This window comes from Actinokineospora sp. NPDC004072 (assembly GCF_053604195.1).
The window spans coordinates 223,227-238,417 of sequence record NZ_JBSGHB010000004.1; the positions used below are offsets into that span (position 1 = coordinate 223,227).

At 72.5% G+C, this 15,191-nt stretch carries 15 protein-coding genes; 5 read left to right on the forward strand and 10 right to left on the reverse strand.

What is annotated here, in order from left to right; all coding sequences use genetic code 11:
• Position 1: 1 nt before the first annotated feature.
• Positions 2–463, forward strand: coding sequence for a pyridoxamine 5'-phosphate oxidase family protein (locus tag ACWEPX_RS08205; protein ID WP_451896394.1), 462 nt, complete (start codon positions 2–4; stop codon positions 461–463).
• On the opposite strand, the gene ACWEPX_RS08210 is transcribed toward ACWEPX_RS08205, so the two are convergent.
• Complete coding sequence (locus tag ACWEPX_RS08210; protein ID WP_451896395.1) at positions 457–738, reverse strand: YciI family protein; 282 nt, start codon at positions 736–738, stop codon at positions 457–459. The two genes, ACWEPX_RS08205 and ACWEPX_RS08210, sit on opposite strands and share 7 nt — an antisense overlap.
• A gap of 61 nt (positions 739–799) precedes the next feature.
• Between ACWEPX_RS08210 and ACWEPX_RS08215 the strand changes: the two genes are divergently transcribed.
• Together ACWEPX_RS08215 and nagA are read left to right on the forward strand one after the other, a co-directional pair.
• Positions 800–1,399, forward strand: a complete 600-nt coding sequence (locus ACWEPX_RS08215) for a SigE family RNA polymerase sigma factor (protein ID WP_451896396.1) — start codon at positions 800–802, stop codon at positions 1,397–1,399.
• Between the two features lie 111 nt (positions 1,400–1,510).
• Positions 1,511–2,653: an N-acetylglucosamine-6-phosphate deacetylase gene (nagA, locus tag ACWEPX_RS08220; RefSeq protein WP_451896397.1), complete on the forward strand. Its 1,143-nt coding sequence runs from the start codon at positions 1,511–1,513 to the stop codon at positions 2,651–2,653.
• Positions 2,654–3,191: 538 nt separating this feature from the next.
• Here nagA and ACWEPX_RS08225 read toward each other — a convergent pair.
• The 5 genes from ACWEPX_RS08225 to ACWEPX_RS08245 form a co-directional block, all read right to left on the reverse strand.
• Positions 3,192–5,138 (reverse strand): S8 family serine peptidase, encoded by a 1,947-nt coding sequence (locus tag ACWEPX_RS08225; protein ID WP_451896398.1) that lies wholly within the window; start codon positions 5,136–5,138, stop codon positions 3,192–3,194.
• Between the two features lie 177 nt (positions 5,139–5,315).
• Entirely contained in the window at positions 5,316–6,743 is a 1,428-nt protein-coding gene (gene purB, locus ACWEPX_RS08230; protein WP_451896399.1) for an adenylosuccinate lyase, read from the reverse strand.
• 11 nt (positions 6,744–6,754) lie between these two features.
• Positions 6,755–7,333 (reverse strand): TetR/AcrR family transcriptional regulator, encoded by a 579-nt coding sequence (locus ACWEPX_RS08235; protein ID WP_451896400.1) that lies wholly within the window; start codon positions 7,331–7,333, stop codon positions 6,755–6,757.
• A gap of 22 nt (positions 7,334–7,355) precedes the next feature.
• A complete protein-coding gene (locus ACWEPX_RS08240; protein ID WP_451896401.1) occupies positions 7,356–7,598 on the reverse strand; it encodes a hypothetical protein in 243 nt (80 codons plus the stop codon).
• Between the two features lie 529 nt (positions 7,599–8,127).
• The gene (locus ACWEPX_RS08245; protein WP_451896402.1) at positions 8,128–8,655 is read right to left on the reverse strand and encodes a SigE family RNA polymerase sigma factor; all 528 of its coding nucleotides are present in this window, start codon (positions 8,653–8,655) and stop codon (positions 8,128–8,130) included.
• A gap of 184 nt (positions 8,656–8,839) precedes the next feature.
• Here ACWEPX_RS08245 and ACWEPX_RS08250 point away from each other — a divergent pair, with 184 nt between their 5' ends.
• The gene (locus tag ACWEPX_RS08250) at positions 8,840–9,811 is read left to right on the forward strand and encodes a threonine aldolase family protein (protein ID WP_451896536.1); all 972 of its coding nucleotides are present in this window, start codon (positions 8,840–8,842) and stop codon (positions 9,809–9,811) included.
• Here ACWEPX_RS08250 and ACWEPX_RS08255 read toward each other — a convergent pair.
• From ACWEPX_RS08255 to ACWEPX_RS08270, 4 genes are read right to left on the reverse strand one after another with little or no spacing between them, the layout of a single operon-like run.
• Positions 9,783–10,535: an ion channel gene (locus ACWEPX_RS08255; protein ID WP_451896403.1), complete on the reverse strand. Its 753-nt coding sequence runs from the start codon at positions 10,533–10,535 to the stop codon at positions 9,783–9,785. The two genes, ACWEPX_RS08250 and ACWEPX_RS08255, sit on opposite strands and share 29 nt — an antisense overlap.
• Positions 10,536–10,574: 39 nt before the next feature.
• A complete protein-coding gene (locus ACWEPX_RS08260) occupies positions 10,575–10,748 on the reverse strand; it encodes a hypothetical protein (RefSeq protein ID WP_451896404.1) in 174 nt (57 codons plus the stop codon).
• Positions 10,749–10,799: 51 nt separating this feature from the next.
• Complete coding sequence (locus ACWEPX_RS08265) at positions 10,800–11,960, reverse strand: pyridoxal phosphate-dependent aminotransferase (RefSeq protein ID WP_451896405.1); 1,161 nt, start codon at positions 11,958–11,960, stop codon at positions 10,800–10,802.
• Positions 11,961–11,999: 39 nt separating this feature from the next.
• Positions 12,000–14,078 (reverse strand): putative bifunctional diguanylate cyclase/phosphodiesterase, encoded by a 2,079-nt coding sequence (locus tag ACWEPX_RS08270; protein WP_451896406.1) that lies wholly within the window; start codon positions 14,076–14,078, stop codon positions 12,000–12,002.
• A 311-nt stretch (positions 14,079–14,389) separates the two neighbouring features.
• Here ACWEPX_RS08270 and ACWEPX_RS08275 point away from each other — a divergent pair, with 311 nt between their 5' ends.
• A complete protein-coding gene (locus ACWEPX_RS08275; RefSeq protein ID WP_451896407.1) occupies positions 14,390–15,172 on the forward strand; it encodes a lysozyme in 783 nt (260 codons plus the stop codon).
• Positions 15,173–15,191: the final 19 nt, after the last annotated feature.

Below are 15,191 nucleotides of genomic sequence, written 5' to 3' on the forward strand. Positions count from 1 at the left end.
GGTGTCGCGCCGGGCGCAGATCCGGATGTCCGACGCCGAGGTGGCCGCTTTCCTGGCCGCCGAGCGCACGATGTCGCTGGCCACGCTCGGTCCCGGCGGGCGGCCGCACCTGGTCCCGCTCTGGTACGTCCCTGGCCCCGCCCTCTCCACCTGGACCTACGCCGCCTCGCAGAAGGTCGCCAACCTGCGGCGCGACCCGCGGGCGACCGCGCTGGTCGAGGCGGGCGAGTCGTACGAGGAGCTGCGCGGGGTCAGCATGGAGTGCGACGTCGCCATCGTCGAGGACGAGGCGGGCGTGGTGCGGATCGGCTCGGCGCTGCTGCGCCGCTACAGCGGCAGCGCGGAGGCCGCGACGGCGGCGGCCCAGTTCCTCCGGGCGCAGGCGGCCAAGCGGGTCGGGCTGGTGCTCACCCCGACCCGGGTCGTCTCCTGGGACCACCGCAAGCTGGGCGGGGCCTACTGAGCCCAGGGCCCCATGACGATCTTCCACTCGCGCACGACCCGGGCCGCGGCGACGCCGCCGGTGGTGTACGGGTCCTCGGCGAGCAGCGCATCGATGGCCGCCCGGTCCTCGCCAGCGACGACGAAGAAGCCGCCGGTGTCGTCGGCCCACGGGCCCGCGGCGACCACCCGGCCCGCCGCCACGTGCCCGGCGAGCCAGTCCCGGTGGGCCGGGCGCACGGCGTCGAGCAGCGCGCGGTCGTCGGTGTAGGTGGTGTCCACGGTGAACCAGGCCATGCCCGAATCTTGACACGCCGTTCGGGCCTGCCCGCCAGGTGCGTGCGGGTAAGGTTTGCCCGTGGCCGGGGATGCGAACGGGTTCGCCGCCGAGGGGCGGGCCGAGAAGAGCGTCGAGCAGACGCTGACGCGGCTGCGCGCGATCGATCTGCGCAGCGCGCCCGCGGCCCGGCCGGACGCCCCGCTGACCCTCGAGGACCTCTACCGCACCCACCGCATGCGGCTGATCCGGCTGGCGCTGCTGCTGGTGGACGAGCCCGCCACGGCCGAGGACGTGGTCCAGGAGGCGTTCACCGGCCTGCACCGGCACTGGGGCAACCTGCGCGACTCCGCCGCCGCGGTCGGCTACCTGCGGACGGCAGTGGTCAACGGCTCCCGCAGCGTCCTGCGCAGGCGCAAGACCGCCCGCGAGTACACCCCGCCGCACGCGCCCAACGCCCGGTCGGCGGAGAGCCTGGCGATGCTGACCGCCGAGCACCAGCACGTGGTCAAGGCCCTGCAGCAGCTCCCGCCGCGCCAGCGCGAGGTCCTGGTCCTGCGCTACTACGGCAACCTCTCCGAGGCCGAGATCGCCGAGGCCGCGGGCATCTCCCGGGGGACGGTGAAGTCCACCGCCTCCCGGGCGCTCGAAGCCCTCCAGCGGATCATGGACACGCCGTAGCCCAATACTCCAGCCGGGCCCAAGTTGGTTTAGACCATTGCGGTATAGACCAATAGACTGCCACTGTGCACACCGATCGCGGGTGCGCGGCGGGAACGGCACGGAGGACACATGGCAGGACAGCTCATCGCAGGCGGCAGGCTGGTCACCCCGGACGGCCTGCTGGACGACGGCTGGCTGCTGGTCGAAGAGGGCGAGATCGCCGCGCTGGGCGCGGGCGTGCCCCCGCGCGCGGACTCCGTGGTCGACGCCGCAGGCGCCTGGGTCGTCCCCGGCTTCGTCGACATCCACTGCCACGGCGGCGGCGGCGAGCCGTTCACCAGCGCGAACGCCGAGCGCATGGCGCACGCCGCGGCCACCCACGCCCGGCACGGCACCACCACGATGCTGGCCAGCCTGGTCTCCCGCCCGATCCCCGAGCTGGTCTCCCAGATCTCGGCCCTGCGCGAGCTGGTGGAGGAGGGCCTGCTCGCAGGCGTGCACCTGGAGGGCCCGTTCCTCTCCGCGGTCCGCTGCGGCGCCCACGACCCGGCCATCCTCTGCCCGCCCGACCAGGAGTCGGTCGCCGCGGTCCTGCGCGCAGGCCGCGGCGCGGTGCGCATGGTCACCCTCGCCCCGGAGCTGGAGGGCTCGGTCCGCGCGGTCCGGCAGCTCGTCGACGGCGGCTCGATCGCGGCCGTCGGGCACACCGACGCCATCGAAGCCCAGGTGATGCCCGCGGTCGACGCAGGAGCCACCGTCGCCACGCACCTGTTCAACGGCATGCGCCCCCTGCACCACCGCGAGCCCGGCCCGATCGGCGCGCTGCTGGCGGACCCGCGCGTGACCGTCGAGCTGATCTGCGACCTGGTCCACCTGAGCCCGACCATCGTCCGGCTGGCCGCCCAGCACGCGGGCGTGGACCGCACCGTCCTGGTGACCGACGCGATCGCGGCTGCCGGGGTCGGGGATGGCAGCTACGACATCGGCGGGCTGGAAGTGGTCGTCCGCGATGGGGTGCCGACGCTGGCTGGGGGGACGTCGTTGGCGGGGAGCACGCTGACGATGGATGCGGCGTTCAGGAATTTGGTGGAGGGGTGTGGGCTGTCGGTGGCTGAGGCTGTGGCGGCTACGGCTACTCGGCCTGCGGAGTTGTTGGGGTTGGGGGATGTGACTGGGCGGTTGGCCAAGGGGTTGCGGGCGGATGTGGTGTTGTTGGATGCGCGGCTGCATCCGACTGGTGTGTTGCGGCGGGGGGAGTGGGTTCGGTCCTGATCGGCTGCAGGGCTGCCCTCTGCCGCCCTGCCCCCGACTGCCTTGACCCCTCTAGCGCCCTGCCCCTACTGCCTTGACCCCTCTACTACCTGCCCTCTACTGCTCTGCCCCTACTGCCCTGACCGCTCTTCAGCCTGCCCTCTACAGCCCTGCCCTCTACAGCCCCGACCGCTCCTACTGCTTGACTCTTCTACTGCCCCGACCGGTCCTATTTAGGCGGCAGTTGGCGCGTTGTGGGTGGATCGATGGGGATCCCGCGGTTTGCGTGGGGGGTCCGATGGGGTGAACTCGCATTCGCGGGGACCCCTAAGCGAAACGCCGCTTGGGCGTGAAGAGCGGTGAAGGCGGGCGGAGCCCGTTCACGCCCTGGCCAGTTTAGCGGCGTTTCGCTCCCCGCGAATGCGAGTCCACCCCATCGGACAGGCTTGGTGGGGCGCGTTGCTGTTTGTTTGTGGGTGGGTTGGTTGCTTTGAAATACGCACTGGCGTCCCGGGGGAAGTCGGGACGCCAGTGGGTGGTTCGGTTCTTTAGGGGGTGATTAGGTGGTGAGGGTCCAAGTGTCGATGTAGCCGGTGTCGTTGGTGGCGACGTCCTGAACCCGCAGCTTCCAAGTGCCGGTGCGGGGTTCGGTGGAGAGGTTGAGGGTGGCGGTGCCGGTGACGTTGTCTGCGCTGTCGTTGGAGTTGGCGTTCTTCAGGCGGTAAGTGCTGCCGTCGGGGGCTACGAGGTCGATGACCAGGTCGCCGCGCCAGGTGTGTTGGATGGTGAGTTGGACGGTGCTGGTCGCTGAGGCGTTGCCCGGGCAGTTGAGGGTGATGGGGCTTTCGACGGTCGCGTTGTCGCGGATGGTGACGTTGGTGCCGTTGGTCGCGGGGGCGCAGGTGTCGGGGGTGCCGCCGGTGGTGGCCTTGGTGTCGAGGGTCCAGGTGTCGAGGTAGCCGGTGTCGTTGGTGGCGACGTCCTGAACCCGCAGCTTCCAGGTGCCCGCGGCCTGCTCGGCGGACAGGTTGACCGTGTAGGTCTGGTTGATGTTGTCCGCGGAACCGCCCGAGCGGTTGTGCAGGGTGTAGGCGGTTCCGTCGGGGGCGACCAGGGAGACGACGAGGTCGCCGATGTAGGTGTGGACGATGCCGACCGCGACCGTCGCGGTGGCGGAGGCCGTGCCGCAGGTGGCGGCGATCGCGATGGGGCTTTCGGCGGTGGCGTTGTCGGCGATGGTGGTGTTGGTGCCGTTGGTGCCCGAGCAGCCCGTCGGCTCCGGGTCGGGGTCGGGGGCGCCGCCGTTCATGAAGCCGGTGTAGAGCAGGCGGTTGGGGGAGCCGGTGCCGATGCCGGTCAGCTTGCCGGTGCTGGCGTTGGTCACCAGCGCGTCGCGGAGCTGGGCCGGGGTGGCGTTCGGGTTCTGCGCCAGGTAGACCGCGGCCGCGCCCGCGACGTGCGGGGAGGCCATCGAGGTGCCGGTCATCGTCGCGGTGCCGGTGGTGCTGGTGTGCGACGCGGAGACGATGTTCGTCCCGGGCGCCCAGATGTCCAGGCAGGAGCCGTAGTTGCTGGAGCTGGAGCGGGCGTCGGAGCTGGTGCTGTTGCCGACCGTCACGCCCTCGGCGACGTACTGCGGGCTGTAGCCGCAGGCATCGTCGGTCGAGTTGCCCGCGGCCATGACGAACTGGACGCCGCTGGCGATCAGCGCCTTCACCGCGTTGTCGGTGGCCGGGTCGGAGCAGCGCTGGCGGCAGCCGATGCTGTAGTTGACCACCGCGGGCTTGACCGCGTTGTTCCGCACCCAGTTGATGCCCGCGATGATGTCGTCGTTGGTGCCCGAGCCCTGGCAGTCGAGCACGCGCACCGCGTGGACGGTGGCCTTCTTCGCCACGCCGTAGCGGGTGCCCGCGGCCGAACCGGCCACATGGGTGCCGTGGCCGTGGCAGTCGCCGGGGTTGCTGTCGCCGTCGACGAAGTCGTAGCCCGCCGCGATCCGACCGGTGAAGTCGGTGTGGCTGGCGTTGATGCCGGTGTCGAGCACGTACACGTGCGCGCCCTGACCGGCGTTGGTTGGGTAGGTGTAGGCGTTGTTCAGCGGCAGGTCGCGCTGATCGATGCGGTCGTCGCCCCAGTTCGGCGGGTTGGTCTGGGTGTCGAGGGCCGAGACGTGCTGCGCCTGCTGGACGTACTCGACCTCGGGGTCGGCGGCCAGCCTGCGCGCCTGCTTCTCGGTCATGGTGACCGAGAAGCCGTTGATGACGTCCAGCCGGTGCCGCAGCTTGCCGCCGTAGCGGTCGGCCTTGGCTGCGGAGGCCGTCTGCAGGGCTGCGGGGTTGTCCTTGAGCTTGACGATGTAGCGGTCCTTGGCGGCGGCGGGGGCGTCGGCGCCGAGGATGGCGCCTTCGGCAGCGGCCGGGACCGACAGCGCGGCCAAGCCGGTGGCGGCGGCGCCGAGCAGCACCGCCGCCCTCGTCGCCGCGCCACGCAGGGTGGTGAGCTTCATGAGCAGGGTTCCTCGTTCTCGCAGGGAGCGCACAGCTGCAGGGGGTCCACAAGGGACGTCTGTGCGCCGGCCGGGATGCTGCCACCCCGCGCGAGGTTTGAGAAGAGCTCTTGCCCCGTATGGCAATTGGGGACGGGACCGCCTTGATTTCCGGCCCGCTGAAGCGGAATATGCCCGCTACAGGATGGCGGCCGGGGCGTACCCGGCGGCCTCCGGGAAGCGCTCCAGCACCGCCGCCACCCGCTCGACGACGGCGGCCACCTGCGCGCCCGCGACCCCGGTGAACGGCAGCCGGTCGGCCAGCAGCGCGTCCAGCTCCGCCTTGCCCAGCGGGATGCGCGGGTCGGCCGCGAGGCGGTCCATCAGGTCGTTGCGCTCGATGCCCTCCTCGCGCATGGCCAGCGCGACGGCGACCGCGTGCTCCTTGATGGCCTCGTGCGCGGTCTCCCGGCCGACGCCCGCGCGGACCGCGGCCATGAGGACCTTGGTGGTGGCCAGGAACGGCAGGTACCGGTCCAGCTCGCGCTCGATCACCGCCGGGTAGGCGCCGAACTCGGCGAGCACGGTCAGGAAGGTCTCCAGCAGGCCGTCGATGGCGAAGAAGGCGTCCGGCAGGGCCACCCGGCGCACCACCGAGCACGACACGTCGCCCTCGTTCCACTGGTCGCCCGCCAGCTCGCCGACCATCGACGCGAAGCCGCGCAGGATCACCGCGAAGCCGTTGACCCGCTCGCAGGAGCGGGTGTTCATCTTGTGCGGCATCGCCGAGGACCCGACCTGGCCCGGCTGGAAGCCCTCGGTGGCCAGCTCGTGCCCGGCCATCAGCCGGATCGTCTTGGCCAGCGACGACGGCGCGGCGGCCACCTGCACCAGCGTGGAGACCACGTCGTAGTCCAGCGAGCGCGGGTAGACCTGCCCGACGCTGGTGAGCACCGAGGCGAAGCCCAGGTGCTCGGCCACCCGCGACTCCAGCTCAGCCAGCTCACCCGGGCCGCCGAGCAGGTCGAGCATGTCCTGGGCGGTGCCCACCGGGCCCTTGATGCCGCGCAGCGGGTAGCGGCCGATCAGCTCGTCGAGCCGGGTGAAGGCGACCAGCAGCTCATCGGCGGCGGTGGCGAAGCGCTTGCCCAGCGTGGTGGCCTGGGCGGCGACGTTGTGCGAGCGGCCCGCCAGCACCAGGTCGGCGTGCTGGGCGGCCAGCCGGGCCAGCCGGGCCAGCACCGCGGCGACGCGGGCGCGCACCAGCTCCAGCGAGCGCAGCACCTGCAGCTGCTCGACGTTCTCGGTCAGGTCGCGGGAGGTCATCCCCTTGTGCACGTGCTCGTGCCCGGCCAGCGCGTTGAACTCCTCGATCCGCGCCTTCACGTCGTGGCGGGTCACCCGCTCGCGCGCGGCGATCGACTCCAGGTCGACCTCGTCCAGCACCTTCCGGTAGTCCTCGACCGCCCCCGCGGGGACGTCCACGCCGAGGTCGGCCTGGGCGGTGAGGACGGCGAGCCACAGCTCCCGCTCCATCCGGACCTTGGCCTCCGGCGACCACAGCGCGGCCAGCTCGGTGGAGGCGTAGCGGCCTGCGAGGACATTGGGGATGCGGGGCTTCTGCACGTTGGGCCACTCTAGCCGAGGGCCTTGCGCAGCATCCGCCGCGCGTTCTCCCGCGGATCGGGGTCGACCTCGATCAGCGCGTTCACCACCGCGCCGTCGACCAGCGCGATGAGCTGCTCCAGCCGGTCGGCGTCGATGGGCACGCCCATGGCGGCGAACGTGCGCAGCAGCAGCCTGCGCAGCTCGCCGCCGAGTTCGAGCACCAGCGGGCGCAGGTAGGGCCTGCGGCCGGTGGCGACCAGCCGCTCGTAGCGCAGCAGCACGGCCTCGAAGTCCCCGTCCGGGGCGGGCGGGCCGAGGAGCTGGTCGAGCACCAGCTCGACCAGCGTCTCCGGCGGGCGCTCGGCCAGCGACTCCAGCAGCGCGTACCCCTTGGCCAGCTCGGCGCGGCCGTGGTGCTCCAGCGCGGCCATCACCAGCTCGTCGAGGGACTGAAAGTAGTAGGTGGTCGAGGCCAGCGGCAGCCCGGCGCGCTCGGCGACCGCGCGGTGGCGCAGGGCGTCGAACCCGCCCTCGATGAGCAGCTCGGCGGCCGCCTCGACGAGCGCCTGCCTGCGGCGCTCGCCCTTGGGGGTGCTGGCGGTGGTCATGTCGTGTCGGTCGCGGCCTTCGCTAGAACTCGTCGGCGAGCCCGTCGGCGATCTCGCGCGCGTCGGCGGCGTCCAGCGGCGGGGCGGCCGAGCCCGCCACCGGCTCGATCACCACGACCAGCCGGGCCCCGGACGCGGCGACGACCACCGCGCCCTGTGCGCCGGAGGGCCGGTCCTGCCAGGGCGGCTGCACGGCGAACGGCGCGTCGGCGGGCACGACCATGAGGGAGAGCAAGCCCTTGCGCGGACCGTCGGCGACCGGCACGGCGACCGAGCGGGCGCCGGGAGGGCAGGTGATGGGCGAGGCGACCGGGTCACCCGCGGAAGTGGCGGCCGGGAGTTCGCCCGCGAGGGCAGCAGCGAACTCCCCGGCCGCCGTTCCACACCCCGAGGGGGTGCCGCCGGGTTCAGCCCCGGCGCTCCCGGCGACTCCGCCCCCCTGCTTGGGCGTCGTCACCGTGAGGTCTGGGGTGGCGCCGTCACCGGCGCCGTCACGAGGTACCTCGTTTGGAGCAGAGAATTCGTTACCTTCGAGTACGGAGGGCGCTCCAGCCGCCGCCGAATCGTTACCGGAACCACCGCTCGGCCCAGCCCACAACGCGACACCGGTCGTCACACCGCCGACCAACAGGGCGAAGCCTAGCGCCGTTCCGGCCAGAAGTCCGTTCCTCTTTCGGGTCAACCTGGCCGACTCCGCGGTGACGTCGCCCGCGTCGAAGGTGGGCGCGGGCACGTCTCCGACCGCGTCCTGGAACAGCGCCGAGATGCGCTTCTCGTCCATCGACCCCACCTCCCTACTGCGCCGACCGCAGGTCGTCCATCGCGTCGCCGAGCACCGTCCGCAAGGTTGCCAGCCCGCGCGCGGTCTGGCTCTTGACGTTGCCCTCCGAGCACTTGAGCACGGCCGCGGTCGCGGCCACGTCCAAGCCTTCCAGGAACCGCAGGACCAGCACCGCCCGCTGCCGCGGCGGCACCGCGGCCAGGCCGTCGAGCAGCGCCGACCGGGTGGCGACGGCGTCGCCGGGGTCGCCGCCGGCCGGGTCGCGGGACGGCCGCTCCGGCACGGCGTCGACCTGGCGCTCCCGCCGCCACGGCCGCCGCGACTCGTCGATCGCCGCGCGCACCACGCTGCGGCGGACGTAGGCGTCCAGGGCGGCTTTGTCCCGGACCTTGCGCCACCTGCGGTGCAGTGCGACGAACGCGGTCTGCGCCAGGTCGTCGGCGCGGTGCCAGTCGCCGCAGAGCAGGTACGCGGTCCGCCGCACGGCGTCGCGCCGGGCGGCGAAGTACTCCGCGAACTCCCGCTCCTCGCTCTGGTCCACGCGGACTCTCCTGGTTGTTCCGGATTGGGGACGGACGTGTGGCGGTCCACGGTTGCACGGACCCGGTGGGAGATGCACGCCACCCCCGGCACCAGCCGCGCCCGCGTGGCTGTGGTGTGATCCGTTCGTGACCTTCCCCAGCATCGACCTGCGCTCGGACACCGTGACCAAGCCCGATGAGGGCATGCGGGCGGCGATGGCCGCCGCCGAGGTCGGCGACGACGTCCTCGACCGCGACCCGACCATGCGCGAGCTGGAGGAGCGCGCCGCCGACCTGCTCGGGGTGGCCGCGGCGCTGTGGGTGCCCAGCGGCACGATGGGCAACCTGATCGCGCTCATGCACCACCTGGAGCGCGGCGACCGCTACCTCGCCCCGCGGGCGGCGCACGTGCTGGAGGCCGAGCTGGGCTCGGCGGCGTGGCTGGCAGGCGGGATGCCCCAGCCGCTGGAGTGGACGGCCGGTCCCGGCCGGGTCTCGCCCGAGGACCTGCGGCCCCACCTGGGCGCGGCCGGCCCCTACTACGCGCTGCGCACCCGGCTGCTGTGCCTGGAGAACACCCACAACTTCGCAGGCGGGGCGGTCACCCCGCCCGACGAGCACGCCAAGCTGGTCGCGCTGGCTGCCGAGGCGGGCTTGCGCGTGCACCTCGACGGCGCCCGCATCTGGAACGCCGCGGTCGCCCTCGGCGTGCCGCCCGCGGCGCTGACCGTGGGCGTCGACACCGTTCAGGTGTGCCTGAGCAAGGGGCTCGGCGCGCCGGTCGGGTCGCTGGTGTGCGGGTCGGCGGCCTTCGTCGCCGAGGCCCGGCGGCTGCGCAAGATGCTCGGCGGCGGCGTGCGGCAGGGCGGGGTGCTGGCCGCGGCCGGGCTGCTGGCCCTCGACCGGATCCCGGAGCTGGCCGCCGACCACGCCAACGCCGCCCGGCTGGCCGCGGGCCTGGCCGAGCTGGGCTGGGCGGTGGGCACGCCGGAGACCAACATCGTCATTGCCGCCGTGCCGGACACCGGGCACGCGCTGGCGGGCTTGGACCGGATCGGGGTGGCCGCGGTGGCGGTGCCCGGCGGGGTGCGGTTCGTCACCCACCGCGACGTCACCGCCGCCGACATCGAGGAGGTCCTGGGCAGGATCAGGGCGGCGGCGACCCCGACCGGGTGAGCGCGGCGATCTCGGCGCGCAGCTCGGCGATCTCCGCGCGCATCGCCACGACCTCGTTGTAGGTGGACTCGTCGGTGTCCTCGGCCCCGGCGATCTTCTCCAGGAACCAGGAGGCGATCGTGCCGGTGGCCACGCCGATCAGCGCGATGCCGCCGATCATCAGGGTGGCCGCGATCAGCCTGCCCTCGGTGGTGACGGGGTAGCGGTCGCCGTAGCCGACGGTGGTGATCGTGGTCAGCGTCCACCACAGCGCGTCGCCGAAGGTGGTGATCGTGGCGTCGGGGTCGCGGCGCTCGGCGTCGAGCACGGCCAGGGCGGCGGCCAGCCCGATCAGCAGGGTCGTGCCGCCGACGTAGATGCCGACCCGGCCGCGCAGGCCCGCGCCGAAGCGGCGGTTGAGCACGCGCAGCACGGTGAGCAGCCGCAGCGCCCGCAGCTGGCGGACCATCGGCAGGGCCACCGCGATCAGGTCGAACAGGTGCCTGCCGACGAACCGCAGCTTGCGTCGGGCCAGCGCGAGGCGGATGGCGTAGTCGGCGGCGAAGAGCACCCAGATCGCCCAGAGGACGACCTCCAGCGCCAGGCTCAGGCCCGGGTCCATGCCGACGTCGAGCACCTGCCAGGCGTAGACGCCGAGGAAGGCCAGCGCGAGCGAGGTCAGCGCCAGGTCGGTGCGCTGCTCCCACGCGCTGACCGCGGGCTCGGTCTCATCGGTCTCCGCCACCGGGACATGCTGAACCCGCGGCCGCCCCGCAGGCAATCGTCACGGCCGGATCTGCTTGCGCTCCCCCTTGCCCTTGATCGCGCCGTAGGCCGCCACGCCGACGGTCGCCACGGCCGCGACGATCAGCAGCGTGCCGATCGCCTTGAACACGAAGCCGAGCACACTGAACGCGATCCAGATGACGATGATCGCGCCGATGATCTTGAGCAGCATCTGCGCCTCCCGTTTACCCAGGTCAACGCTGCGCGGCGACCAGGGGTTCCATCATGGGGCACCGCGGTCCGGTTGGCCGAGCCACACGCGCATGCGGCGCAGCGCCTCCCGGACGTCCTCAGTGGAGCCCGCGAAGGACAGGCGGACGAACCGGTGGCCGTCCACCGGGTCGAAGTCGATGCCCGGCACGATCGCCACCCCGGTCTCGTCCAGCAGCCGCTTGCAGAAGGCCATCGAGTCGTCGGTGAGGTGGGAGATGTCGGCGTAGGCGTAGAAGGCGCCGTCGGCGGGGGCGACCTCGGTGATGCCCAGCTCGGCCAGCCCGGCGATGAGCAGGTCGCGGTTGGCGCGGTAGCGGGCGACGTGCCCGTCCATCTCCGCGTAGGTCTGCGGGGTGAAGGCGGCGACCGCGGCGTGCTGGGCGATGGCGGGCGCGCAGAGGTGGAAGTTGCCCGTCAGCCGGTCGACCGCGCGGTGCAGGCCGGGCGGGACCAGCAGCCAGCCCAGCCGCCACCCGGTCATGCCGAAGTACTTGGAGAAGGAGTTGACCACCACGGCCTCGCGGGAGAACTCCCACGCCGACGCGGTGGGCGCGCCGTAGGAGATGCCGTGGTAGATCTCGTCGCTGATGAGCCGGACGCCGCGGTCGGCGCACCAGCCTGCGATCGCCCGCAGCTCGTCGGGGGCCATCACGGTGCCGGTCGGGTTGGCCGGGCTGGCGACGATCACCCCGTCGAGCCGCCCCGCCGCCTCCAGCATCTCGACCGTCGGCTGGAACCGGGTCTGCGGGCCGGTCGGCAGCTCGACGACCGCGCAGCCCAGCGCGGTGAGGATGTTGCGGTAGGCGGGGTAGCCCGGCCGGGCGAGCGCGACCCGGTCGCCCGCGTCGAAGGCGGCCAGGAAGGCCAGCAGGAAGCCGCCGGACGAGCCGGTGGTGACGATGACGTCGTCGGCGGTCGCGCCGGGGTAGCGGGTGGCGATCGCGGCGCGCAGCTCCGGGATGCCCAGCTGCTCGGTGTAGCCGAGGGGACCGGCGTGCACCGCGTCGACGGCCGCCTGGCGCACCGCCGTCGGCGCTCCGGTCGAGGGCTGCCCCGCGGCCAGGGACACCACGTCGCCGCGCAGCCGCTGGCGCGCGTTGGCGGCCGAGACGACGTCCATGACGTGGAAGGGCGGGACGTCGGCCCGCTCCGCGACCTTGAGGAGCTGCATGGGGTGGAGCCTAGGCGGTGCGCGCCGCCGACCAGCGCCTCAGGCGTGCTCCAGCCAGCGCTCGATCTCCTCGGGCGGGCCGGGTTTGGCGTAGAGCCAGCCCTGGGCGTTGTCGCAGCCGATGGCGGCCAGGCGGCTGGCCTGCTGGGGCTCCTCCACGCCCTCGGCGATCACCTCCAGGTCCAGCACGTGGGCCAGGGTGACCAGGCTGGTGACGATCTGGCTGTCGGCCGGGTCGGCGGCCGGGATGCCCCGCAGGCCCTCCATGAAGGAGCCCGCGAGCTTGATCGCGTGCACCGGGAGGTGGCGCAGGTAGGCGAGGTTGGAGTAGCCGGTGCCGAAGTCGTCGATGGCGATGCGGACGCCGAGGTCGGCGAGGCCGTGCAGGGCGGCGAGGGGCTTGCCGGTGGTCTCCATGATCGCCGACTCGGTCAGCTCCAGCTGGATCGCGCAGGCCGGGATGTCCGCGGCGGCCAGGATGGTGCCCACGTCGGCCACCAGCGTCGGCTCCTCGGTCTGGCGGGCGGCCAGGTTGACGCTGACCCGGGGCGCGCGGGCGCCGTAGGCGTCGCGCCAGCGGCGGGCCTGGCCCGCGGCCTCGCGCAGCACCCAGCGGCCGATGGGGACGATCAGGCCGGTCTCCTCGGCCAGGCCGATGAACTGGTCGGGCCCGAGCCTGCCGAACTCCGGGTGCGCCCAGCGCACCAGCGCCTCGACGCCGACGAGCTTGCTGTCGGAGAGCCGCACGATCGGCTGGTAGTCGACGTAGAACTCCTCGCTCTCCACCGCGGCGGGCATCCGGGCGGAGAGGGTGAAGCGGGCGACCTCGCGGGCGTTGCGGTCGGGGTCGTAGTCGGCCCAGCGGTTCTTGCCGTCGGCCTTGGCCCAGTACAGCGTCACGTCGGCGTCGCGCATGGTCTCGGCGGGGGTGGTGCCCGCGACCGGGCGCTCGACGACGCCGATGCTGGCCGACACCGACAGCCGGTGCCCGCCGATGCTGACCGGCTCGGCCAGCGCGGCCAGGATGCTCTCGGCCAGCTCGACCAGCTCGGCGGAGCCGGTGCTGCGCTCGACCAGGACGACGAACTCGTCCCCGCCCATCCTGGCGACCAGGCGGTGCGGCGCGGTGACCAGCGCGTCGAGCCGGGCGGCGACGGCGACCAGCAGCTCGTCGCCCACGTCGTGGCCGAGGCTGTCGTTGATGACCTTGAAGCCGTCCAGGTCCAGGTAGCAGATGCCGACCCGGTTGTCCGGCTCGACGGCGAAGGCGGCGCCGAGCCGCTCGGCGAACAGCGCGCGGTTGCCCAGGCCGGTCAGCGGGTCGTGGTTGGCCTGGTGGCGCAGCCGCTCCTCCAGGCTGTGCCGCTCGGTGATGTCCTCGACCATGCCGACCATGAACCGCGGGGCCCCGTCCTCGTCGCGCACCAGCGACACCGACAGGTCGACCCACACCCCCTTGCCGTCGGCGCGCTTGAGCAGCCGCTCCATCCGGTAGTGGTCGCGCTCGCCCGCCACCATCTCGGCGAACGGCTCGCTCATGGTCGCGGGCTCGTCGGGGAAGCGCAGGTCGGCTGCGGTCATGCCGACCAGGTCGGCCTCGGCGTAGCCGAACATCGCGGCGAACGCGGCGTTGGCCTCCAGCAGCCTGCCCACCGCGTCGGTGATGACGATGCCGATGGCGGCCTGGGTGAACATCGCCCGGAAGCGGGCCTCGCTGGCCAGCAGCGCCGACTCCACCCCGCGCCTGGCCTCCAGCGCCGCGCGCCGGATGGCCTCCTGGTCGCGGAAGATGCGCTCCTGGTGGGCGGTGACGAACCCGGTGGTCAGCGCGGCCTGCAGGGCGGGCAGGTGCGGGCCGTCGAGCAGCTCGCCGAACAGCCGGATCGTGGCCGCCAGCGTCGCGGCGCCGGTCAGGCTCAGCTCGACCAGCGCGGTGCCGACCTTCTCGACCGCGGCGGTGTCGGCCTCGGGCGCGGCGAGCGCGGCGTAGACGACGTCGGTCAGGCCGCGCACGCGCCCGACGAGCGTGGCCCGGTCGAGGGCCACGTACCCGGTGGAGACGAGCACGCCGGTCCACCGCTCGGCGAACGCCTCCGGTCCGACCGGTGCGTTGTCCACTCCTCACCCCTTCCGCCACTCCACGGACAGTTTCACCTGAACAACGGCTTGTGACCAGAGCGGTTGCGCATTTGCGGAGTGTCACCACCTCTGCTCACATGAGGCTTCCGGGTGACTACCGAAAGCGTCCGGGAACGAGTGGGCATGGTCAAGTCTCCACTGCCGACCGGAGCGCGTCCGCACGACCCTCGGCCGTTTGGTTATTAATTCACGCGAAAGCGTGACTTTTGGGTGGTTAATCAAGCACGATGGGTACCCAGGCGATTACCTCCGGTAAGCCGCCTGCGTGAGGGCACTCGGAAGGGGCATCAATGATGAAGTCCTTGGTAGCGACGTCCGCATTAGTGCTGTCCACCCTGGTCGCGCCCCCGGTCGCGGCCGAACCGGCCGCCGACCACGCGATGGGCTCGCAGATCCGCAAGCACGAGGGCGGCGACCGCAACGCGCGCAAGGCGCCGCCCGCGCCGGGGGTGGCCGCCACCGTCGCCGGGATGGACGTCGCCAGCTGGCAGGGCAACGTGGACTGGGCGCACTGGTGGAACCAGGGCAAGCGGTTCGCCTACGTGAAGGCGACCGAGGGGTTGACCTACCGCAACCCCTACTTCGCGCAGCAGTACAACGGGTCGTTCGCCGTCGGGATGATCCGCGGCGCCTACCACTTCGCCCTGCCGGACGTCTCCTCCGGCGCGGCCCAGGCCAACTTCTTCGTCGACAACGGCGGCGGCTGGTCCCGTGACGGGCGCACCCTGCCGGGCGTCGCCGATCTGGAGTACAACCCGTACGGGGCCACCTGCTACGGCAAGACGCAGGCGCAGATGGCGGCGTGGATCGCCGACTTCAGCACCACCTACCGCAACCGCACGGGCCGCGACCCGGTCTTCTACACCAGCACGAGCTGGTGGTCGCAGTGCGTGGGCACGGCGGGCCGCTTCGCCCACGCCAACCCGCTGTGGGTGGCGCGGTACTCCACGTCGGTGGGCACGCTGCCCTACAACTGGACCGTGTGGACGTTCTGGCAGTACACGTCCACGCCGATCGACCAGAACTACTTCAACGGCGCCTACGACCGCCTCCAAGCCCTGGCCAACGGCTAGGGGTGACCGGGCGGAACCG